Source organism: uncultured Propionibacterium sp., from assembly GCF_963539965.1.
GTDB lineage: Bacteria > Actinomycetota > Actinomycetes > Propionibacteriales > Propionibacteriaceae > Propionibacterium.
The window spans coordinates 1-21,975 of the sequence record NZ_CAUTOU010000035.1; the positions used below are offsets into that span (position 1 = coordinate 1).

17 protein-coding genes and 1 pseudogene are annotated in these 21,975 nt (G+C 68.4%); 16 read left to right on the plus strand and 2 right to left on the minus strand.

The genetic code is table 11. The annotated features are described in order from the left end of the window. From R2N01_RS07195 to R2N01_RS07220, 6 genes are all read left to right on the plus strand, one after another. On the plus strand, positions 1-506 hold a 506-nt coding region (locus R2N01_RS07195), incomplete at its 5' end, for an Hsp70 family protein (RefSeq protein ID WP_316669918.1). A 229-nt stretch (positions 507-735) separates the two neighbouring features. Continuing rightward, positions 736-1,428, plus strand: coding sequence for a nucleotide exchange factor GrpE (locus tag R2N01_RS07200; protein WP_316669919.1), 693 nt, complete (start codon positions 736-738; stop codon positions 1,426-1,428). Positions 1,429-1,488: 60 nt separating this feature from the next. Continuing rightward, a complete protein-coding gene (gene dnaJ, locus R2N01_RS07205; RefSeq protein ID WP_316669921.1) occupies positions 1,489-2,643 on the plus strand; it encodes a molecular chaperone DnaJ in 1,155 nt (384 codons plus the stop codon). Positions 2,644-2,646: 3 nt separating this feature from the next. After that, positions 2,647-3,072 (plus strand): heat shock protein transcriptional repressor HspR, encoded by a 426-nt coding sequence (locus tag R2N01_RS07210; RefSeq protein WP_316669922.1) that lies wholly within the window; start codon positions 2,647-2,649, stop codon positions 3,070-3,072. Positions 3,073-3,569: 497 nt separating this feature from the next. After that, on the plus strand, positions 3,570-5,540 hold the full coding sequence (locus R2N01_RS07215; protein ID WP_316669924.1) for a PTS mannitol transporter subunit IICBA: 1,971 nt from the start codon (positions 3,570-3,572) through the stop codon (positions 5,538-5,540). Between the two features lie 5 nt (positions 5,541-5,545). Then, a complete protein-coding gene (locus R2N01_RS07220) occupies positions 5,546-6,592 on the plus strand; it encodes a zinc-dependent dehydrogenase (RefSeq protein WP_316669926.1) in 1,047 nt (348 codons plus the stop codon). A gap of 2,206 nt (positions 6,593-8,798) precedes the next feature. Here the strand turns inward: R2N01_RS07220 and R2N01_RS07225 are convergent. Continuing rightward, positions 8,799-9,041 carry a hypothetical protein gene (locus R2N01_RS07225; protein ID WP_316669927.1) on the minus strand — a complete coding sequence of 81 codons (243 nt, stop codon included), beginning with the start codon at positions 9,039-9,041 and terminating at the stop codon, positions 8,799-8,801. Between the two features lie 13 nt (positions 9,042-9,054). Between R2N01_RS07225 and R2N01_RS07230 the strand changes: the two genes are divergently transcribed. The 8 genes and pseudogenes from R2N01_RS07230 to R2N01_RS07265 all read left to right on the plus strand — a co-directional run bounded on the left by R2N01_RS07230 (position 9,055) and on the right by R2N01_RS07265 (position 18,295). Further along, entirely contained in the window at positions 9,055-10,032 is a 978-nt protein-coding gene (locus tag R2N01_RS07230) for a hypothetical protein (RefSeq protein ID WP_316669929.1), read from the plus strand. A gap of 279 nt (positions 10,033-10,311) precedes the next feature. Continuing rightward, positions 10,312-10,842 (plus strand): annotated as a pseudogene (locus R2N01_RS07235) (ABC transporter ATP-binding protein); the annotation flags it as partial. A 429-nt stretch (positions 10,843-11,271) separates the two neighbouring features. Further along, positions 11,272-11,496 carry a hypothetical protein gene (locus R2N01_RS07240; protein WP_316669930.1) on the plus strand — a complete coding sequence of 75 codons (225 nt, stop codon included), beginning with the start codon at positions 11,272-11,274 and terminating at the stop codon, positions 11,494-11,496. A gap of 325 nt (positions 11,497-11,821) precedes the next feature. Beyond that, positions 11,822-13,270, plus strand: coding sequence for an APC family permease (locus R2N01_RS07245; protein WP_399553255.1), 1,449 nt, complete (start codon positions 11,822-11,824; stop codon positions 13,268-13,270). A 96-nt stretch (positions 13,271-13,366) separates the two neighbouring features. Next, positions 13,367-14,092: a hypothetical protein gene (locus R2N01_RS07250; RefSeq protein ID WP_316669933.1), complete on the plus strand. Its 726-nt coding sequence runs from the start codon at positions 13,367-13,369 to the stop codon at positions 14,090-14,092. Between the two features lie 338 nt (positions 14,093-14,430). Beyond that, positions 14,431-15,192: a DeoR/GlpR family DNA-binding transcription regulator gene (locus R2N01_RS07255; protein WP_316669934.1), complete on the plus strand. Its 762-nt coding sequence runs from the start codon at positions 14,431-14,433 to the stop codon at positions 15,190-15,192. Further along, entirely contained in the window at positions 15,189-16,145 is a 957-nt protein-coding gene (locus R2N01_RS07260) for a 1-phosphofructokinase family hexose kinase (protein WP_316669935.1), read from the plus strand. Before R2N01_RS07255 ends, R2N01_RS07260 begins: the two co-directional genes overlap by 4 nt. A 185-nt stretch (positions 16,146-16,330) precedes the next feature. Next, complete coding sequence (locus R2N01_RS07265) at positions 16,331-18,295, plus strand: fructose-specific PTS transporter subunit EIIC (RefSeq protein ID WP_316669936.1); 1,965 nt, start codon at positions 16,331-16,333, stop codon at positions 18,293-18,295. 247 nt (positions 18,296-18,542) lie between these two features. On the opposite strand, the gene R2N01_RS07270 is transcribed toward R2N01_RS07265, so the two are convergent. Continuing rightward, on the minus strand, positions 18,543-19,433 hold the full coding sequence (locus R2N01_RS07270) for a sulfurtransferase (RefSeq protein WP_316669937.1): 891 nt from the start codon (positions 19,431-19,433) through the stop codon (positions 18,543-18,545). A 284-nt stretch (positions 19,434-19,717) separates the two neighbouring features. Here R2N01_RS07270 and R2N01_RS07275 point away from each other — a divergent pair, with 284 nt between their 5' ends. Beyond that, positions 19,718-20,779, plus strand: coding sequence for an ATP-binding cassette domain-containing protein (locus R2N01_RS07275; protein WP_316669938.1), 1,062 nt, complete (start codon positions 19,718-19,720; stop codon positions 20,777-20,779). Then, positions 20,776-21,624, plus strand: coding sequence for an ABC transporter permease (locus tag R2N01_RS07280; RefSeq protein WP_316669939.1), 849 nt, complete (start codon positions 20,776-20,778; stop codon positions 21,622-21,624). The genes R2N01_RS07275 and R2N01_RS07280 overlap by 4 nt, the downstream gene beginning before the upstream one ends. Positions 21,625-21,975 lie beyond the last annotated feature (351 nt).

Here is a 21,975-nt window from a genome sequence, read left to right on the forward strand (position 1 = left end):
ACATCGACGCCAACGGCATCGTGCACGTCTACGCGAAGGACACCGCCACCGGCAAGGAGCAATCCATGACCGTGACCGGCGGCTCGGCCCTGAGCAAGGACGAGATCGACCGCATGGTCAAGGATGCCGAGGCCAACGAGGCCGCCGACAAGAAGCGCCGCGAGGCCGTCGAGATGCGCAACGAGGCCGACGCGCTGGTCTTCCGCACCGAGAAGCTGCTGGCCGACAACGGCGAGCAGATCGCCGACGACGTGAAGGCGCCGGTCACCGAGGCCGTCGAGAAGTTGAAGGAGGCCCTGAAGGGCACCGACAACGACGACGAGGTCAGGGCAGCCATGGACGACCTGAACCAGAAGGCCTCGGCCATGGGCCAGGCCATGTACCAGGCCGCTCAGGCGGCCGCCGCATCGGCCCCCGCCGGGGACTCCGGTTCGGCCGGCGGTGCCGACACCGGCGGGGCCGCCGGCGACGTCGTCGACGCCGAGATCGTCGACCACGACACGTGACCGAGTGCGCGGCCCGCCGGGGCCGGCCCCGGCGCCCGATGGCCGCGGGGGAGACCGTCCCGTCACCCGGACGGTCTCCCCGGACCGCCGGCCCGGTACCATACGCGCACCGGCCGGCAGGCCGGACAGAGCAGAACCAGAACGTGAAGAGCCACCCGCCGCGCGGGCCCGTCCCCGCGCGGCCGCACCGGGCGTCGTCCCGGTGCAACCGCCATGAGGAGCGAACACAATGACCCAGACTCCCGATCCGGGCGCCGAGCAGAACGAGCCCGCCGAAGGCCTCGATGAGGAGTTCGCCGGTCTCACCCCCGAGGAATTCCTGGCGAGGACCGCCGACAACACGGCCGTCGAGCCGGAGCCGGCTGCGCAGGAGGCCGAGGACGAGCCGCAGGCCCAGCCGGTCGATCCGCTGACCGCGGCCCGGGCCGAGCTGTCCGAGCGCACCGAGGACCTGCAGCGGCTGCAGGCCGAGTACGTCAATTACCGCAAACGCGTCGAGCGCGACCGCGACGTGGCCCGCAACCAGGGCGTCGAGTCGGTCGTCCGGGACCTCATGCCGGTGATGGACGCCATCGTCCAGGCCGAGGCCCACGGCGAACTGACCGGCGGTTTCAAGCTGGTCGCCGACGAGCTGGGCAAGGTCTCGAGCCGGCACGGGCTGACCGCCTTCGGCGAGCCCGGCGAGGAGTTCGACCCGCGCCGCCATGAGGCCCTCATGCAGATGCCCGTGCCCGGCGACGGTGAGATGAGCATCCACGAGGTCGTGCAGAAGGGCTTCGAGCTGGCCGGAGCGGTCATCCGCCCGGCGCGCGTCGTCGTGGCCGTGCCGACCGGCGAGGCGGCCGGGCGGCCCGAGGAGGCCGAGCCCGATGCCACCGACTGCGCCGAGGACGACACCGGCGACGAGCCGGCGGGCGACTAGGGCCGGCGCCCGCCAGTGGACCAGGATTGTTGCGAGACGCAGTGAGGAGGCGCCACCACGATGAGTACGAAGGACTGGCTCGAGAAGGACTACTACAAGACCCTCGGCGTCTCCAAGAACGCCAAGCCCGAGCAGATCAAGAAGGCGTTCCGCAGGATCGCCCGCGAGAACCACCCCGACCAGCATCCGGGTGACAGGAGGGCCGAGGAGCGCTTCAAGGAGGCGTCCGAGGCCAACGAGGTGCTGTCCGACCCCGCCAAGCGCAAGGAGTACGACGAGCTGCGTGCCGGCGGAGGCTTCCGCTTCAACCGCGCGGGTGGCGCCGGCGGCACCGACGTCAACGACGTCCTCCGGAACATGACCGGCGGCATGGGCGACGGCGGTCTCGGCGATCTGTTCGGCGGCCTGTTCAACGGCGGGACGGCCCGCCGCACCGGAGCCCGCCGCCCACGCCGCGGCGCCGACGTCGAGGGCGAGGTCTCGATCACCTTCCTCGAATCCGTCAAGGGCACCACGGTCGGCATGCAGATGGTCTCGGACGACGCCTGCCCGGTCTGCCGCGGTACCGGTGCGAAGGCCGGCACGGTCCCGCGCGTCTGTCCCAACTGCCAGGGCTCGGGCGTGCAGAGCGGCAGTGCCCAGGGCGTCTTCGGCCTCACCGAGCCCTGTCCCACGTGCAGCGGCCGCGGCATGATCGTCGACGACCCGTGCACCAGCTGCCACGGCTCGGGGCGCGCCAAGAGCCAGCGCACGATGCAGGTGCGCATCCCCGCCGGGGTCACCGACGGGCGGCGCATCCGCGTCAAGGGCAAGGGCGGCAAGGGCGAGAACGGCGGGGACCCCGGGGACCTGTACGTCCTGGTTCATGTCGCGTCGCACCCGCTGTTCGGCCGCAGCGGCGACAACCTCACCGTCACGGCCCCGATCACCTACGCCGAGGCCGCGCTCGGCGCCGAGATCGAGGTGCCCACCCTGGAGGGCGGCGACGTGCGTCTGCGCATCCCGGCGGGCACCCCCAACGGGCGCACCTTCCGCGCCCGCGGCAAGGGCGTCGGCAGACCCGGAGGCGGACGCGGCGATCTGCTCGTGACCGTCGAGGTGCAGGTGCCCGCGCACCTGTCGGACGCCGCGCGCAGCGCGCTCCGGGGATACGTCGAGGCGGCCAGCGAGCCGGACCCGAGGGCCGGCATGGCCGCGCGGGCGACGAAGAGGTGAACGATGTTCGAGGACAGACTGCCCCAGGTCATCGATCCGGACGCCCCGATCTTCACCGTCTCGGTGGCGGCCTCCCTGACCGGCATGCACCCGCAGACTCTGCGCGGCTATGACCGCATGGGCCTGGTCGTGCCCCGCCGCGCCAAGGGCCGGGGCAGGCGCTACTCGCCGCGCGACATCTCTCGGCTGCGCCTGATCCAGCACCTGTCGCAGGAGGAGGGCATCAACCTCAACGGCGTCCGGCGCATCATCGACATGCGCAACGAGCTCGACCGGATGCAGCGCAAGCTCGACCAGATGACCGAGCTGCTGGCGGAGCTCACCGAGGTCCGGGAGGAGGTCCAGCGCGTCTTCCTGGCCGGCCCCGGCGGCGAGGTCGACTACAGCCGCTACCGCCGCCCGCCCAGACCGCGCGCCATCGAGATGTGACCGCGGCCCGGCGGACCCGCCGGGGCGGCTCTCTGCGCGTCTCTGCGTGCGCGGCCGGGAATGGATCCGCGCGACGTGCCGTCCGCCGGCGGCGCCGGGAACCTCCCCTGCGCGAGCGGGGGTGGGTATGCCGCTCCCGTGCGGGGAACCGTGCCGGGGGAACCTCCCCTGCGCGAGTGGGGACGGGACCTTTTCCGGGGCCTGGGGCGGAATCGCTCTCCGGGCTCTCGCCGCGCCTGTCATGGCTCGGGTGCCTCCGGCGGGTGCGAAGCCGTTCGCCACCGGCCGGTCGGTTCCCGGCGGGCGCCGCGCGGTATCGATGCCCTCGGACCCATGCCACGTCCGACCATGCCCGATTGTGTTGGGTATCACTCAAAAAGATTCTCACGGTTGACTGTTGACAACATAAAACCACAGAACCAGAATGGAACACAGATCTACCAATCGCAGATCAATGCAGATCCTGCCGCTCGCGGCAACGTCTACCGGGAGATCACATGTCCTTACCTGACGCAAGCGTCAACAAGAACCCCGAGGGCAGGGGCGCCCGCGCCTCCATCCAGCGCTTCGGCGGTTTCCTCGCCGGCATGATCATGCCGAACATCGGCGCCTTCATCGCCTGGGGCCTCGTGGCGGCCCTGTTCACGTCGTCGGGGTGGCTCCCCGACGAGAACCTCGTCACACTGAGCGATCCGATGCTCAACTACCTGCTTCCGCTGCTCATCGGCTACACCGGCGGCAGGACGGTGCACGGCACCCGCGGCGCCGTCGTCGGCGCGATCGCCACGATGGGCGTCATCGTCGGCGCCGACATCCCCATGTTCCTCGGGGCCATGGTGATGGGCCCGCTGGCCGCCTGGCTGCTCAAGAGGATCGACGGCTTCCTCGACGCCAGGATCCCCTCGGGCTTCGAGATGCTCATCGACAACTTCTCACTGGGCATCCTCGGCCTGCTGCTGGCCATCCTCGGTCACGAGGGCATCGGCCCGCTGGTCAACCTCTTCATGGGATGGATGGCCTCCGGCGTCGACTTCCTCATCGGCCATCACATGCTGCCGCTGGCCTCGGTCCTCGTCGAGCCGGCCAAGGTGCTCTTCCTGAACAACGCGATCAACCACGGCATCCTCACCCCGCTCGGCACCGAGCAGGTGCAGGCGGCCGGCCAGTCGATCCTGTTCATGGTCGAGTCCAACCCGGGGCCCGGCCTCGGTCTGCTGCTGGCCTACTGGGTCTTCGGCGCCAAGCACATCCGCCAGTCGGTGCCCGGCGCCGTGATCATCCACCTGTTCGGCGGCATCCACGAGATCTTCTTCCCCTATGTGCTCATGAAGCCGAAGACGATCCTGGCCACTGTTGCGGGCGCCATGTCCGGCCTGGCCGTCGGAGCCCTGCTCGGTGCCGGCCTGTCCGGCCCGGCCTCCCCGGGCTCGATCATCGCCTGGTTCCTCATGTGCCCCCGCAGCGGCTATCTGCCGATGATCATCGACTTCCTCGCCGCCGCCGCGGTCTCCTTCGTCGTCGCGGCGCTGCTCATCCGTCCCGACAAGAAGAAGGACGAGGCGGCCGCGGCGGACGAGGAGGGCGGCGCCGTGCCACAGGCCGCGACCGATGCCGAGACCGCCCAGGCCGGTGCCGACGACTTCGAGGCCGCTGGTCTGGCCAAGCTCGTCGTCGCCTGCGATGCCGGAATGGGCTCCTCGGTGATGGTCGCCTCGACCATGAAGAAGAGGCTGGCCCCCTACGGCGTCGAGGTCGTCCACACGCCGATCGACTCGATCCCGGCCGACGCCGCCGTCGTCCTGACCCAGGAGGGCCTGGCCGACCGCGCCCGCAAGCAGTCGCCGCAGGCCAGCGTGATCCCCTTCGTGAACTACGTCGGCGACCCGGTCTTCACCCAGGTCACCGAGAGGATCAGGGCGGCCCACGAGGACGCCGCCGCCGAACCGGCCCAGGCCCCCGGCCCCATGACCGGCGACGGCGACGCCGCCGTGGCCGTGGCCGCGGCCCGCGCCACCCGGCGGAAGAAGTCGCTGGCCCCCGACATCCTGCCGGCGCGGGCCGTCAGGCTGGGCCTGCGGGCCGTCGACAAGCAGGACGCCATCCGTCAGGCGGGCCAGGCGCTCGTCGACGTCGGCGCCGCCGGCCCCGAGTACGTGGGCGGCATGATCGAACGCGAGGGGCAGGTGTCCACCTACATGGGTGAGGGCTTCTCGATCCCGCACGGCACCAACGAGGCCCGCGCCCACATCAGGCACGCCGCCCTGGGCTTCCTGCAGTTCCCCGACGGCGTCGACTGGAACGGCAAGACGTGCTACGTGGCCATCCCGATCGCCTCGGCCTCGGACGAGCACATCGGCATCATGTCAGCACTCGCGAGTGTGCTGGCCGACAAGAACAGGGCGGAGCAGCTGCGCACCGCCACCACCGTTGAACAGGTGCAGGAACTCCTGGCACCGGAGGAGGACTGAACACAATGAAGGCACTGCGTTTCCACGCCCCCGAGGACGTTCGGCTCGAGGACGTCCCCGAGCCCGAGTGCGGACCCGACCAGATCAAGATCAAGGTGAAGAACTGCTCCACCTGCGGCACCGACGTGAAGATCTTCCACAACGGGCACCAGAACATCACCCGCGTCACGACGATGGGCCACGAGGTGGCCGGCGAGATCGTCGAGATCGGCGCCGAGGTGGCCGGCGACTGGAGGATCGGTGATCGCGTCCAGTCGATCGCCGCCGTGCCCTGCGGCGAGTGCCACGAGTGCCGGAAGGGCTGGATGCAGGTCTGCCAGAACCAGACCAGCGTCGGCTACCAGTACGACGGCGGCTTCGCCGAGTACATGATCGTTCCGGCCGAGGTGCTCAAGGTCGACGGCCTCAACAAGATCCCCGACGGTGTCGGCTACGACGAGGCGAGCGCCGCCGAGCCCTTCGCCTGCGCCATCAACGCCCAGGAGCAGCTCGGCATCGAGGCCGGCGACTTCGTCGTCATCTTCGGCGCCGGCCCGATCGGCTGCATGCACACCCGCATCGCCCGCGGCGTCCACCGGGCGGGGACGGTCGTCATGATCGACATCAACGCCGAGCGCCTGGCCATGTCGGCCGACGCCGTGAAGCCCGACATCACGATCGACGGCTCGGTCGAGGACGTCGTCGCCAAGGTGATGGAGCTCACCGACGGCCGTGGCGCCGACGTCGTCGTCACCGCCACCCCGGCCAACGTGGCCCAGGAGCAGGCGCTGGCGATGGCCGCTCGCAACGGGCGCATCTCGTTCTTCGGTGGGCTGCCCAAGACCAGCCCGACGATCACCTGCGACTCCAATCTGGTGCACTACCGCCAGCTGCACATCCACGGCGCCAACGGCTCGGCCCCTGAGCACAACAAGCGCGCCCTGGCCTACATCGCCTCGGGCCAGGTGCCCGTCGCCGACCTCATCACCCGCCATGTCCCCTTGGAGAACGCCTTGGAGGCCTTCGACGTCGTGGCCGCCGGCGAGGCCATCAAGGTCACCGTCGAGCCCTGAGCGTCTGCCGGTGCGCGAACAGGCGTCACACGTGAACGTCCCGTCCGCGGGGCGTTCACGTCATGATGTCCGCCCGCAGCGGTTCGCTGGCTGATCCTCTCTCATCCCGCGTCGTGCGGGCCCCTGGGCGGCCCTTTCGCCGCCCAGGGGCCCGACGTACCAGTCGACCTCAGCGCTGGCGGGAGGCATCGAGGGCCAGTCGGTCGCTGTCGCCGGGGCGCGTGATCCGCGCGGCTCCGTCGGACGAGCATTGAAGAACACGGCGCCGGGCTCCTGCCGGGCGAGATCCATTGGTCGGCCGACCTGGCGGCCATCCCGGGCCTCGAAGCACCCCCCGATGGTTTCCATGCTGTCACCGGCGGGCCCACGCCAACTGAGGAATCAGCAGCGGTGATGACCGTCAGCGTGACGGGACGGGTCAGGGCAACGGGTCTGTGCTGCGCCGTGCGCGTGATGCCATGCGGGGCAGGAGCATGCATGGCTCCGCAGCGATGGAAGCGAGCGGACGGGAATCTCTCTTCACGGATGAATCGTCGACGAAATAATCTTCGGAAAGACGCCCGTGGCTGTAATGATCTGATCCATGAACGATCTTAGGACCGGAGTTCCGCGCGTCTAGTGACAGCCTCGACTCCTGGGGTGAATCCTCAGTTTTTCATTGTTCGATGGTGAGTACGTGGTTGGCGTGGGTCCGGGTCGCCGGATCAGGGATGTCCCGGCTCTTCCCCCAGAATTCCTGATATTGCGTTCATGCTTGTCACATGGTGTTTCCTTTGGGCACGGGGATCGCGTCACCACCTCATGGTTGAGTCTGCGCATGTGTGACTGTTGATCGGGGTTGGCGGCTTTGACCCTGAGATTTGCCTGGGTGGCACGCGATCCCTTGACAGCCGGGAAGCACTCGAACGATGACTGAATCAGTCATCATCGATTACGCAGTCACATCTTGTGCAGTCACATCTTGTAGTAAATGGTGTCGTTATCGATTGTGAGCTGGGAGAAAAAGAAAGAAGGATTTAAAATGGGTAGGAACGACTTTAAAGACACTTCGGCATGTGATCAGAAGATGATTCCCCCAGCGCATGAATGAGACGAGGCTCTTGGACATCTTCAGGGTTGACCAGAAGGCGGTTGGCATCTCAGACCAAGATGAGCATGGCACTTTATCGCCTGCGGTGTTGTTGCAGGTTCAGGCGGATGCTGACGATGTATCAGTGAAACCACTGGGGTGGGGACATGACATGATAAGCTGTCGAGCATACGGGTTATGATTATATGTCAACAGCGACCACATCTCTAGCACTCATAATTGATCAAAAATGTAATGTGAGGTGTGCGCATTGCTGTTTCTCATCGGAGCCTAAATCTACGAGATATCTGTCCAAGAGTGAGATATTCTCTGTGCGGTGGTAGCTGGTGCTGGAGGTGATCAAGAGATCACGAGAGTTGGGGAAAAGAATAACTCTCACCTCAAATGGGTTTTTGGGACAGAATCGTCAGCAGGCGGCACGCCGGATCAGACTTTTAGAAGAATACGGGTCTATCTCTCTCTTCTTATACTTAGCTTTGATTCGGTCCAGCCTATCAAAAATTCATTCCAGTGAAAGAGTAGTGAATATTCTTAATGGGTGTCGCGATGAAGGTCTACACTGCCATTTGAACATGGCGGTTTCGAGTGATCAAATGGGAAATGAGCTAATTGAAGCGCTCGGCGACTCAGTGATCGGAGTACCGATCACTGAGTCGCCGGTTCAACGAGTTTGTGCATAGTGATGTCGTCGCTTTTGTCGTGGCACTGTCCACAATAGGAATTCTTGTTAATTCTCTTCCCATTTTTGAAGTCTGATGGATACAAAATTCTTCTTTCCATCCTGGATATGCACGAAAAAAGAGTATCGCAGAAATGGCCGGATGATCATACTGGCAAATATCTGATAAATATCTTGAGCTGGATTCTTGTTGTAACAAGCATCATGCCGACGACAGTGATGTTGCTCCGGAGAATCATGTGACGTGAAATGGGTTCGGTGTTCATCGAATTGCGGGTGAGGTCTTGCTAACCGTTCTGCTCGGTTACTTCAAAAAGAATTATGATACGTGGGTCGCTGCTGTCCTTGTTGAAGTGATGGCGTCGGCCTCATTGACTCTTGCTCTCGGGTTGACCATTGCTGGAGCGGCCTCTGGAGGGGCTGTTCAAGAGGAGTACTCAAGTATTGGCGGAATCCAGATAGGGTTCACTGCGGTGGCGGGAATAGCTTGTATTGCGGTGATAATCCGAATGGTGATCGGCATGAGTCGTGCTGAAATCGCGCAATGGCAGTTGGCGGGGGGTGTCGACGAAAAGAATCGCCACACTGATCTTGATGATGGTTTTTGTGTGCGCAATAGCCGGTTGTGCCCTCGGTGCTGTTTTCGGATGGGTTGCGTGGAGACCCTTCGGTGAGTTCATCAGGAGTTCAGGGATGCCTGATTTTCCGAAACTGTCAGAGCCCTTGCCGGTGGGAGCGCTCTGGGGAGGCCCATCCTGTGGTATTGCGGCTGCTTTTGCCGCTGGCGTCTTGAACTTGCGCGCGACAACGAGAATTGAGGCGATTGAAGCAATAAATATTCACCCGATGAGTGCCAGACATACACGGATCAGCTTGTTCCGGCTGCTTCTCGCTGTCTTTATGATAGGTGGTCTTGCAGTGGCTTATTGGGGAATTTCGGTTCAGTCGCCCACATCCGATCTCGAGGAATTGTCCGGAATCTTTTCAGCTTATTGGGGGTGCGCTCTGCTTACTGTCATGGTGTCGCTCGTCATTGGAAGACCCCTGTTCGAGATGATTTTCCGAGGGATTTGTTTTCTCGTTCCTACTGGCGATGGTGCAGGAATCTACTTGGCGAAGGCCGCAGTGATCCGCAGGAGCATTTATTCCTCAGCGATGGTTGCTCCACTGCTCGTCAGCGGGGGTGCTGTTGGTTCCATTTACGGGATGGACCATCAGATCACTGACACTACCAATATTTTGAGAATTGCCGGTGGCTCGATCAGTCCCCCTCGCCAGATGATGGTTTTCTTCGGTGGCTCAGTGCTCGTGACTGTGGTTACGGGAGTCGGCGTGGTTTTTGCTACGAATCGTCAGCGGTGGGTTGATCTGTCGCGTCTCCGCATGATGGGGCTTGGAGCCGTCGCGTCGGTGGGTGGAATGCTGTTGGAGTTCGTTATTTATTTCATTGGTACTTTCCTGATCTGTTATTTGGTATTGATGGTCAACGGGCTGATGATTGCGAGAGCAATGGCTGAAGGGCCTGTCCCGGGAAGTCATTTTGTAAGTCCCAGTTCAGTTCCATTGTGGATCATCGCAGCAGGAATTCTTGTGAGTTTCTTGTGCGCATTGTTGTTCGTCGGCATGCACGCGTTCAACGGGTGGCGGCATCATCGGAGACCTGTTGGATGATGTTGGAGCTCGTGGGTTGTTCTTGGTCAAGCGCCTGTTGTGGGCGGCATGAGTATTGTGTCCCGTCGGCCCGTGCCGGCTTGGAATGGGACGGGAAGGATCGAACTTGAACGTGATGGAGAACGGGGCAGATGCGCTCGCGATAGAGGCCGACAGTATTGCGAAGCATTATCGGGGCTTGCGGCGCGGACGAAAGAGAATAGTTGTGTTCCATGATATCTCTGTGCAGGTGAGGGCAGGGGAGACCGTGGCAGTTACTGGTCCTTCGGGGCTGGCAAGTCAACTCTCCTGTATTGCTTGTCCGGCTTGGAACCTGTTGATTCGGGTGAGGTGCGGGTTCAGGGGGTTGACGTTACGCATTGCAGTCGGGGAGTACGTGCTGCGGTGCGCCGTGAATGCATGGGGTTCATTTTTCAGGAATATAACCTTGTTGATTCGCTGACGGTGCTTGGGAATGTCGAACTGGCTACCCGGATGGCTGGTCTGGGGCGTAGACGAGATGTGGTTCTTTCGATGCTTGAGCAGGTTGGCATGTCCAACTTGTCGGATGTCTATCCCGATGAACTCTCGGGGGGTCAGCAACAGCGTGTTGCGATTGCGCGGGCTCTTGCCATGAACCCTCCGATTATTTTCGCGGACGAGCCGACAGGTGCTCTTGATGCACACAATACTTCTGTCGTCATGCAGGGGCTTCACGAATTGGCGTCGCGGGGATCTGCCATTGTGATTGTCACTCATGATCCCGGAGTGGCGGAAGAGGCCGATCGACGTCTCAGGATCGACTCCTCGCAGTTGATCGTAGAGGCCTGACCGCCCCGTCGGGTACTGGGTCTGTCCGATGAGCGGCGCGTGGGCTCCGGCGATGTTCGTTTGGCGGGGTGGTTCTGTCGAGCTGTCGGGCGCCTCTCACCTCATTGGGCGGCGAATTCCTCGAAACGGCCCCTCCCCGCGGCATGCTCCGGACGGGGCCGGGCGGACCGGTTGGGGACCCCTTCGATCTCGGTCGCGGTGGTGCCCGGCCGCGCAGGCTCCTGCTTGGCCCCGGGCGCTCGGTGGTCTAGACTCGCATCCGTGTTTTTGGTGACCCGCATGCGGATGCCGTGGTCGGCCGTGCTCGCTGGTCGTTGTTGTCGGTGCTGTTGCGCCCTCGCCTGACGGCTCTCCTCGATGGTTCGATGCTCGTGACGGCGGCGGGGCGCCCGTCCCAGCTTCACCGGAAACGACGTCCAGGAGCCGGTCATGACCCTCGATCTGTTCTTCGTCCAGCAGGACTCCGTCCGCACCGTCCTCGGCCGGATCGCCGCCGATCTCGGTCTCGCCGCGCGCGTCACCGCCCGCCGTACGACCACCATGGAGATCTTCCCGGTGCATGTGGCGACGGTCGAGTTCGACGCCGACGCCGCCGCGCAGGCCGCCGCCAAGAGCTGGTTCGACGCGCGCGGCATCCACTGGATCGCCCGCTGAGCGAACCCGCCCGGGCCGGGCCGGTGGGCCGGCCCGCCGCCTGACCGGTCCGCGGCACTGCCCTCGGGGCCCGGTCCGTGGCGTCCGCGGCGAGGCCCACCGGCCGGGGTCCGCATTGGCCGGGGCCGTCCACCCTGGCGGTCCGTTCGCCTCCTGCCGCGCGCAGGGCCTACGATTTCCCAGTGGTCCTGGCCCGCCCGGGCCGGGCAGTCGGGTCTGCGCGCAGCGGCTGTGCGCGGCCGGGAGGGCAGCTGTGACGACGAGTGCGGATCAAGTCACCAGGACGGACCGGCCCGCCGGGGCCGGCCACTCGGCCGATACGCGCCTGGCTCAGCGGCAGACCGGGCGCCTCCAGCGCACCCTCGGCCGCTTCGACATCGTCTTCCTCATCTTCTCGGCCGTCGTCGGCCTCGAGATGCTGGGCTCGGTGTCGGCCCAGGGCCCCCAGACCTTCACCTGGCTGGTCTTCCTCATCATCGTCTTCCTCGTCCCGTACGCCCTGATCTTCGCCGAGACCGGCTCGGCCTTCCCCGGCGAGGGCGGCGTCTACCTGTGGACCCGCCGGGCCTTCGGGCGCCCGGCCGCGGCCGTGGCCTCGGCCCTCACCTGGATCACCCAGCCCGTGTGGGTGGGCGGCTCGATGGCCTTCCTCAACGCCGAGGCCGCCCGCACCTACCTCGTCGGTTTCGAGGAGGGCTCCGGCCCCGACTACGCCTTCAAGCTCGGCTTCATCTGGATCACCGTGCTGGCCGCCATCCTGTCGCTGTCGAAGGCCAAGTGGATCCCGACGGTGGGCGCCTTCTTCAAGCTCGGTTTCATCGCCCTGTTCGTCATCACCGCCATCGTCTACGGCCTCCGGGGCGGCGTCCAGCCGCTGACCGGCTCCGACTTCGCCCCGACCAGGGAGGGCTTCATCACCCTCATCCCGCTGCTGCTGTTCGCCTTCCTCGGCTTCGAGAGCTCCTCGAGCGCCTCGGGCGAGATGAAGAACGCCCAGCGCGACGTCTCGGTCTCGGTGCTGCGCTCCTCGGCGATGGCCGGCGTCTTCTACACGATCCCCGTGCTGACGATCCTGCTCGTCGTCCCGCCGAGCCGGATCGACGGCGTCTCGGGCCTGCTGGCCGCCGTGTCCGCCGTCTTCTCGGTCTACGGCCCGGCCGCTCCGGCCATGATGACGGTCGCCGTCGCCATGTTCACCCTGGCCAACATCGGCCAGGGCGCCGCCTGGATGATCATGTCCGACCGCATGCAGGCCATGGCCGCCGCCGACGGCTCGTTCTTCGGCGGCTTCTTCGGCCGCTTCCACCCCGGGCTCGGCACCCCGGTCCGCGTCAACCTGCTCTCGGGCGCCGTCTCGACGGCCTTCATGATCGCGGCCATGAGCCTGACCGGTTCGAGCGCCGCCCTGTTCGACGTCGTGCTCGGCGTCTCGATCACCACCTATCTGTTCAGCTATCTGATCGTCATCCCGGCGGCCATGAAGCTGCGACTGTCGGAGCCGGGCGTGGAGCGGCCCTTCCGCGTGCCCGGCCCGAACTGGGTGTTCTGCGCGCTGTGCACCGTCACGACGGCCTTCGTCGCGCTCGGCTCGTGGGTGAGCGTCTTCCCCGGCACGCTCGAGACGCTCATCGGCATGGACTACGACTTCTCGCAGGCCTCGGGCGTCTCCTACGCCTCCTTCGAGGCCCTGACGCTGGGCACCCTGGCCTTCATCGTCCTGCTCGCCCTGGTCGGCTACATCCGGGGCGGGGCGGTGCGCGAGTACAGGGGTTGAGCCCGGGCCCCGCCGGGGCGATCGGCGGCGCCCGGTGGGATGATGTGGAAGGATCGGGAGACGGGAATCCAGACCCGGCAAGGACGAGGAGAAGCATTGAGAAAGACGCGTTGCGCGGCGGCCCTCATGGCCGGTGTCCTCGCCGTGACCGGCCTCGCCGGTTGCAGCTCCGCCGAGAACGGCCCGGCCGGTGAGACCTCGGCCTCCAGCGCCAGCCCGACCCCGACCGTCGCCTCCGAGACGATCCTCGAGCAGATGAACAACGCCATCGCGCAGGCCGCGTCGGTGCACGTGTCGGGCACCTGGCGCATCGACCAGGACGGGACGACCCGCACGGCCGACGTCCTCGGCACCGTCGACGGGTCGAACCTGTACGCCACGGTCGCCGAGGGCGACAAGTTCATCGAGGTCGCCGTCGCCGATGGCGCCACCTATGTGCGCGGCAACCAGGCCTACTGGTCGGCCGACTCGAGGGTCACCTCCGAGCAGTACGAGCTCATCAAGGACAAGTGGGTCAGGATCGGCGCCGAGGCCAGCGCGCAGCTCGGCCAGGCCACGGCCCCGAGTGCGCTCGTCAACCTCGTCATGAAGGACCTCGACACCAGCAGGATCGACCGCTCCGGCTTCGGTACGACCGAGGACGGGGCCGAGACCTGGGTGATCGGGGACGGCCACAACATCGAGTTCGTCATCGATCCGAGCACGAGCCTGCCGATCTCGATGACCGACGGGGCCAGTGATCTGATCTTCGACCAGTGGAACGCCGTGCCCGAGCAGAAGGCTCCGGCGGCCGACCAGGTCGTTGACGGCTCCGGCGGCTGAGCGGTGTCCTCAACGGGGCAGCGGGCCACCTGATCCCACTGCCGTGCGCGCCGTGGCGGACGCCATGAGGCTCTCGGCGGAATCATCCCGCCGTATGGGCGGGCCGATGCCCTGGGACGACAGATCGATGTTGGGATAAGTGAGTTTGTGTCGGGTAAGGGGTAGCGTTTCCTCAAGATTGTCGCTAAAGTCCGACTCATAACAACACTCGGCTTGTCGCAGGGCGACGGGCGACCATCGACAGGGCTGCGGTGATCGCCATCTGCACGGGCCGGCGGACGACTCCATCGCCACGAGGCCGCACCCGCGGCCGATCCATGACGGAAGGGGGTGGGCGGATGTACCCGCAGGAACGTCGCAAGTGGCTCGTCGAACACGCGCGCCAGAACGGCCGCGTCTCGGTGACCGAGGCCTCCGCGCGGCTCGGCGTCGTCCCCGAGACCATCCGCCGCGACCTCGACCAGCTCGCCGCCAGGGCGCTGCTGCGGCGCGTCCACGGCGGTGCCATTCCCGCCGGCTTCGACCAGCTGGGCGACGCCCCGCTCGACACCCGCGACGCCTCGGCCGTCGAGCAGAAGGAACTCATCGCCCTCCGGGCGATCGACGAGCTGCCGGCCGACGGCGGCACCATCCTGCTCGACGCCGGCTCCTCGGTGGGCCGGCTGGCCGCTCACCTGCCCGCCGACTCGCGGTTCGTCGTCTTCACGAACTCGGCCCCCATCGCCGCCCTGACCGGTGCGCGCACGAGCTGCGAGGTGCGCCTCGTCGGCGGACGTCTGCGGGGTACGACGGCCGCCACCGTCGGCAACACCGGCGAGTTCGGGCGCCTGCGCGTCGACGTGGCCTTCATGGGCACCAATGCGCTGTCGGCCGAGCACGGCCTGTCGACCCCCGACGTGGACGAGGCGGCCACCAAGACCGCCATGATCGGGGCGGCCCACACGGTCGTCGTACTGGCCGACTCCCGCAAGATCGGAGCCGAGTCCACCGTGCGGTTCGCCATGCTCGACGACATCGACGTCCTCGTCACCGATACTGGAATCCCGCAGGGACAGCTCGAACTCATCCGGAACAAGGACCTGAAGGTGGTCTGCGCATGATCGTCACAGTCACTCCCAACCCGAGCCTCGACCGCTCCGCCGGTCTGTCCGTGCCCATCGTCCGCGGCCAGGTGCACCGCCTCGCCGGCATCACCACGGTCGCGGCGGGCAAGGGCGTCAACATCTCGCGCGCCTTGCGCAGCGCCGGCGTGCCGACGCTGGCCGTCGTCCCCGCCTCCGAGCACGACCAGCTGCTCAAGGGCATGGCGGCCAGTGGCATCGCCCACCGCGAGGTGCTGGTGGGCCATCCGGTGCGGACGAACCTGACCATCACCGAGCCCGACGGCACCACCACCAAGTTCAACGAGCCCGGCGCCGAGCTGGACGCGGCGGAGCGCGAGGCCCTCGAGGCCGCCGTGCTCGAGGCCGCCGCCGGGGCCGACTGGGTCGTCATGACCGGCTCGCTGCCGCCCGGCATGCCCGCCGACTGGTACGCGCGGATGGTCAGGGCCGTCCGGCCCAGTGGCGCCAGGATCGCCGTCGACACCTCGGACGCCCCGCTCGCCGCCCTGGCCGACGCGCTGCCGGGCGCGGCCCCCGACCTGGTCAAGCCCAACTCCACCGAGCTCGCCCAGATCTGCGGCGGAGACGGCGACGCCATGGAGGAGGCCGCCTCCCACGGCGACTTCGGCGCCGTGCTCGCCGGGGCCCGTGGCCTCATCGCCAGGGGCATCGAACGCGTCATGGTGACGCTCGGCGGTGCGGGCGCTCTGCTCGTCACCGCGGGCGGCGCCTGGCACGCCGTCGGCGCACCCGTCGAGGTGCGCTCCACCGTCGGCGCGGGGGACTCCTCGCTGGCGGGCCTGCTCATCGGGCTCACCGGCGCCGACGGCGAGGACGAGGCCCTGGCACGGGCCGTCGCCTGGGGCTCGGCCGCAGCGGGCCTGCCCGGATCCACCATTCCCGACCCCGAGCTGGCCTCGCAGGTGCGGGTCGGCGTCACCGCGATCTGACACAACGCCGCCCCGGCGGCGCTCCCTCCATCACCGTCCCCGGACGGTGCCGCCCACCGCCGTCACCGGCGGACACCGCAGCCGGTGCCGCCGAATGACGCCGCGATCGACGACCGGGTCCTGCCCCAAGCGCGCCCCTGGATGCAACTCATTTCGTGAATACGCTCTGGTTAGGAGAAATGTTCATGTCCGAATCCATCATCGTGCCGGAGATCGTCGCCCTCGACGTCGATCTCGGCTCGACCAAGACAGAGGTCATCACCGCCCTGGCCGGCATCATCGCCGCGGCCGGGCGCGCCGATGCCGAAGGGCTGACGGGCGACGCGCTGGCCCGCGAGGAGAAGTTCCCCACGGGCATGCCCGGCCGCTTCGCCATCCCGCACTGCCGTTCGGCCGCCGTCAGCAGGTCCTCGCTGGGCTTCGCCCGGCTGAGCAGGCCCGTCGACTTCGGCGGCAAGGACGGCCCGGCCGATGTCGTCTTCCTCATCGCGGCCGGCGCCGACGGCGGCGAGGAGCACATGAAGCTGCTCACCAAGCTGGCCCGCGCCATGGTCAAGAAGGACTTCGTGCAGTCCCTGCGCGAGGCGCCCGACGCCGACACGATCGTCACCCTGGTGCGCGGCGTCGTCGAGCCCCAGGCCCAGTCCGAGACCGCTGCGGCGCGCGTCGTGGCCGTCACCGCGTGCCCCACCGGCATCGCCCACACCTACATGGCCGCCGACTACCTCACCGCGTCCGCGCAGAAGGCCGGCATCGACCTGCGGGCCGAGCCCCAGGGCTCCTCGGGCTACGAGCCCCTGCCGCCGGAGGTCATCAAGGCCGCCGACGCCGTCATCTTCGCCACCGACGTGGGCGTCAAGGGCCGCAACCGCTTCGCCGGCCTGCCCGTCATCGAGTCCGGTGTGAAACGAGCCGTCAACGAGCCCGACGCCATGGTGGCCGAGGCGCTCGCCGCCATCGACGACCCGCACGCCCACAGGGTGCGGGCCGTCGCCGAGGCGGGCGCGGACGCCGAGGAGGAGAAGTCCCAGATCGGCTGGGGCAAGCGCATCCAGCAGGCGCTCATGACCGGCGTCTCGTACATGATCCCCTTCGTCGCGGCCGGCGGCCTGCTCATCGCCCTGGGCTTCCTCTTCGGCGGCTACGAGATCGCCTCGGACGGCAGGGACATCGCGCTGAACAACAGCCTGGCGAATCTTCCGTCCCCGACCGAGCACGCCCTGTTCGGCTGGCCGATCATGACCTACATCGGCGCCGTGCTCTACGCCGTCGGCCAGGCGGCCTTCGGCTTCCTGCTGCCGGCGCTGGCCGGCTACATCGGCTTCGGCCTGGCCGAGCGCCCCGGCATCGCGCCCGGCTTCGTCGCCGGCGCCGTCGCCTCGCTGACCGGCGCGGGCTTCATCGGCGCCATCGTCGGCGGCCTGGTCGGCGGCCTCGTCGCCCACTGGTTCACCACCTTCAATCCGCCGCGCTGGCTGCGCGGCCTCATGCCGGTGGTGATCATCCCGCTCGTCGGCTCGCTCGTCTCCGGCGGTCTCATGTACGTCGTGCTGGGGCGGCCGCTGGCCTGGTTGACCACCGCCATGAACAACGGCCTGTCGGGCATGAACGGGGCCTCGGCCGTGATCCTGGGCGTCATCCTCGGCCTCATGATGTGCTTCGATCTGGGCGGGCCGGTCAACAAGGCGGCCTATCTGTTCGCCACGACGAACCTCAACGTGGCCAACACCGGCTCGATGAAGGTCATGGCCGCCACGATGGCCGCCGGCATGGTGCCGCCGCTGGCCCTGGCGCTGTCGACGACCCTGCGTCCGAAGTACTACACCGCCGCCGAACGCGAGAACGGCACGGCGGCCTGGCTGCTCGGCGCCTCCTTCATCTCCGAGGGCGCCATCCCGTTCGCGGCCGCCGATCCGCTGCGCGTCATCCCCTCGATGATGGCCGGCGGTGCCGTCACCGGCGCGCTGTCGATGGCGTTCGGCGCGGCCTCGAAGGCCCCGCACGGCGGCGTCTTCGTGTTCTTCGCCATCGACCGCTTCTGGGCCTTCGTGCTGGCCATCGTCGTCGGCGCCCTCGTCGCCGCCCTGCTCGTCACGGCGCTCAAGGGCGTCGCCCGGCGCGGGGAGGACGCGACCACCGTCCCCGCCTGATCGGCCTCCCGTCGGTGGTGGGGGCCGGCCGGGCATGCGCCCCGCCGGCCCCCACCGTTCCGGCGTGGGACGTCGGCGGGGCCCGGCCGTCATCGGGAGGTGGCGATCCCGGGTGCCGCGTGCGCCCCGGGCCCGGGGGCGGGTTCCCTCGATGACGCGGGCGCGTCCGGCCGGGCACCTGGGCGAAGGGCGCGGGGGAGCGGGACCGTCGTCTGAGCCGGCCCGGGAAGGACGCCTGCGCCGCGGCTCACCCCTCGCCCGTCACGACCTCGCCGCCGTCGGGGCCGCCCCACTGCGACCACGAGCCGTCGTAGAGCAGTCCGTCGCGCCCGATGAGCTCCAAGGCGAGCAGGACGACGGCCGCCGTCACCCCGGAGCCGCAGGAGGCCACGGGCCGCGTGCCCGCCGGGATCGCGGCGTCGAGGACCGCGCGCAGCTCGGCGGGCCCGCGCATGGTGCGCCCGTCCACGAGCAGCTCGGTGAAGGGCAGGTTGACCGCGCCGGGCATGTGGCCGGCGCGCAGGCCGGGGCGGGGCTCGGGCACCGCTCCGGTGAAGCGCTCGTGGGAGCGGGCGTCGACGACGGTGACTCCCGGGTCGGCCAGCAGCCCCGCCAGCTCCTCCATCGGCACGACGGCGGGCCCGAAGGAGCCGCTCGCCGTGAAGTCGCTCGGTTCGGGCCCCTCGTGGGGATCGGCTCCGGCGGGCCAGGATTCGGTGGGGCCGCCGGCGTCCAACCAGGCGGGCAGGCCGCCGTCGAGCACGCTGACCCGCCGGTGGCCGGCTTGGCGCAGCATCCACCGCGCCCGGGGCGCCGAGAGGATCCCCGTGCCGTCGTAGACGACGACGTGACTGGCGTCGTCGACGCCCAGGCGGCGCACCTGCTCCTGGAAGCGCTCGATGCCCGGCAGGGTGTGCGGGAGATCCGAGCCGGGCGCGGCCATGGCGACGTCGTGGTCGAACCATCGGGCGCCCGGGATGCGCGGCGAGGACGGCGCCGGGCCCATCGTGGCGTCGAGCACCACCAGATCCGGCTCGTCCAGGTGCTCGGCGAGCCAGCCGACGTCCACCAGCGCGGGCGCCCCGGCCGGCGGACCGGTGCCGACTGATGCGGTGCTCCCCGGTGCCGTGTCGCTCATCGGTGCTCCTTCCACGCGGCGACGGCGCTCCGCCCGATTCAGCGCGCCCCGTCAGAGTCAGCGTACTGGCGACCGGGCCGCTCCTCCACGGCCGCTCCCCGGCCCGGACCCGCGGGCGGGGCGGCCGAGCAGATCTCGGCGCCGAGGAGGCGGAATCCGGACCCGCGCCCGAGGAGGCCGAAGCGCTGACCGGTATCGTCCCGGTGGGGCTCCCGGCCCGGGCCCGCGCCCGGTGGAAGCGGGGTGAAAGCGCCGTGAAAGCGGTGCCGGCCAGTGTGGGGGCCATGAGCACGACAACACCGATCACGCAGTCCAGGGGCACGGTTCCGGACGGCTCCCCGCACGATCCCGCCCCCCTGGCGATCGAGGCCCGAGGCCTGCGGCGCCGCTTCGGGTCCTTCATCGCCGTCGACGGCCTCGACCTGAGGGTGCCCGAGGGCACCGTCTACGGGCTCCTGGGGCCCAACGGCGCGGGCAAGTCCACCGTGGTGAGGATGCTCACCACGCTGCTGCGCCCCACCGCGGGCGAGGCGAGCGTCATGGGGCACGACCTGCTTCGCGAGCCCCATCGGGTGCGCAGCGCCATCGGCGTCGCGGGCCAGTACGCGAGCGTCGACGAGAACCTCACCGGCGCCGAGAATCTGCGCCTGTTCGCCCGACTCACCGGGCTGTCGGGCCGCGACTGCCGCACCCGGGCCGACGAGCTCCTGGCGGCCTTCGCCCTCGCCGACGTCGCCGGCAAGCAGGTCCACGGCTACTCGGGCGGGATGCGCCGTCGCCTCGACCTGGCGATCTCCCTCGTCGCCGCGCCGCCCCTGATCTTCCTGGACGAGCCGACCACGGGGCTGGACCCGCGCACCCGCGAGCAGATGTGGGACGTCGTCGAGGGCCTCGTCGCCCGGGGCGCCACGGTCCTGCTCACCACCCAGTACCTCGAGGAGGCCGACCGCCTGGCCGACCGGATCGGCATCATCGACCACGGGCGCATGATCGCCGAGGGGACCGCCGACGAGCTCAAGGACGCAGTGGGCTCCTCCACGCTCGTCCTCACGTTCCCCGCCCCCGCCGACGAGGAGCGGGCGGTCCGGATCATCGCCGCGCTCACGGGGGAGGACGCCCCGGCCAGTCGCACCGCCGGCAGGGTGCACGTCCCCCTGCCCGAGGACGCCTCCGCGGCGGCGACGGACGTGCTCGTGGCCCTGCGCGAGGAGGGCCTCGCCCCCGTGTCCGTCTCCGTCGACCGGCCCAGCCTCGACTCGGTCTTCCTCGCCCTGACCCGCCACGACCCCGCCCCTGACGCCCACGACGCGCCCGCCGCCGACACCGACACCGAGGAGATCGCATGAGCACCATCGTCCGGCCCCCGTCCGGCCTGCTGACCACCCGCACCCGCCGCCCGCGAGCCCGCCGCTTCGCCGAGTCCCGCCTGGCGTCCGACACCGCCGCCATGGCGTGGCGCTCGTGGCTCACGATGCTGCGCACCCCGGCGGAGTTCTTCGACGTCCTCATCCAGCCGGTCCTGTTCACCGTCATGTTCGGCGAGCTGCTCGGCGGCGCGATCAGCGGCGACGTGCGGAGCTACCTGCCCATCCTCGTGCCCGGGCTGATCATGACCAATGTGCTCACCACCTGCCAGAGCGTGGGGGTCGACCTGCGCGAGGACATGGACAAGGGGGTCTTCGACCGCTTCCGCGCCATGCCGATGTCGCGGCTGGCCCCGCTGCTCGGCCCGATGACGACCGATCTGCTGCGCTACGGCGTGTGCAGCGCCCTGACCCTCGTCACCGGCGTCGTCATGGGCTACCGGCCGGGCGGCGGCTGGTGGGGCGGCCTCGGCGCGGTCGTCCTGGCCACGGGCTGCGCCTGGGCGATCTCGTGGCTCTTCCTCCTGCTGGGCACGCTCTTCCCGTCGACGCAGGCGGTCACGAGCTTCAACACGATCCTCCTGTTCCCCCTGTGCTATCTGTCCAATGCGATGGTGCCCATCGCCACCCTGCCGCACTGGCTGAAGGTCTTCGCCGAGCACAATCCGGTCTCCTACACGGTGAGTGCCCTGCGCTACGCCCTGGACGGGACGGCCGGGACGGGGACCGCCGGTGACCTGCGGTGGGCCGTGCTGGGCTGCCTCGTCGTCGTGGTCGTCGCGGCGCCCCTCACCGTGCGGCGCTACCAGAGGCCGAGCGCGTCATGAGCGGCGCGTGAACGGGAGGCGCCGGGGGCGAGGCGTCCGGTGCGCGGGGCCCGGGAACCGGGTCCTCCCCCTCGAGCGGCCGAGGAGGGTCTCCGTCGCGCCCGCCCCGTCGGCGCGGCTGGGCCGCATCGGGCGGGCGCCCGTTGGGCTCTGGCGGGTCGACGAGGGCGGATCTGATGGGGTCCGGCGGGCGTGTGGCGTCGAATGCCGGCGCTGATGCCGGGGGTCGACGGGGCGGGTCTGACGGGGGGTGCCGGTCGCGGCCGGCGGGCACCGGGCTCAGAGCAGGCCGACGAGCTCGCCGCTCAGGCGCCGCATCTCGTCGACGAGCCCCTCGCGGGGCACCCGGCC

Bases quoted from the DNA above. Each gene is read 5' to 3' on its own strand.
- R2N01_RS07260 (WP_316669935.1), top strand. From the start codon at position 15,189: ATGATCGTCACAGTCACTCCCAACCCGAGCCTCGACCGCTCCGCCGGT.
- R2N01_RS07240 (WP_316669930.1), top strand. From the start codon at position 11,272: ATGACCCTCGATCTGTTCTTCGTCCAGCAGGACTCCGTCCGCACCGTC.
- R2N01_RS07210 (WP_316669922.1), top strand. From the start codon at position 2,647: ATGTTCGAGGACAGACTGCCCCAGGTCATCGATCCGGACGCCCCGATC.
- dnaJ (WP_316669921.1), top strand. From the start codon at position 1,489: ATGAGTACGAAGGACTGGCTCGAGAAGGACTACTACAAGACCCTCGGC.
- R2N01_RS07270 (WP_316669937.1), bottom strand. From the start codon at position 19,433: ATGAGCGACACGGCACCGGGGAGCACCGCATCAGTCGGCACCGGTCCG.
- R2N01_RS07215 (WP_316669924.1), top strand. From the start codon at position 3,570: ATGTCCTTACCTGACGCAAGCGTCAACAAGAACCCCGAGGGCAGGGGC.
- R2N01_RS07200 (WP_316669919.1), top strand. From the start codon at position 736: ATGACCCAGACTCCCGATCCGGGCGCCGAGCAGAACGAGCCCGCCGAA.
- R2N01_RS07225 (WP_316669927.1), bottom strand. From the start codon at position 9,041: ATGAACTCACCGAAGGGTCTCCACGCAACCCATCCGAAAACAGCACCG.
- R2N01_RS07230 (WP_316669929.1), top strand. From the start codon at position 9,055: ATGCCTGATTTTCCGAAACTGTCAGAGCCCTTGCCGGTGGGAGCGCTC.
- R2N01_RS07275 (WP_316669938.1), top strand. From the start codon at position 19,718: ATGAGCACGACAACACCGATCACGCAGTCCAGGGGCACGGTTCCGGAC.
- R2N01_RS07220 (WP_316669926.1), top strand. From the start codon at position 5,546: ATGAAGGCACTGCGTTTCCACGCCCCCGAGGACGTTCGGCTCGAGGAC.
- R2N01_RS07280 (WP_316669939.1), top strand. From the start codon at position 20,776: ATGAGCACCATCGTCCGGCCCCCGTCCGGCCTGCTGACCACCCGCACC.
- R2N01_RS07265 (WP_316669936.1), top strand. From the start codon at position 16,331: ATGTCCGAATCCATCATCGTGCCGGAGATCGTCGCCCTCGACGTCGAT.
- R2N01_RS07255 (WP_316669934.1), top strand. From the start codon at position 14,431: ATGTACCCGCAGGAACGTCGCAAGTGGCTCGTCGAACACGCGCGCCAG.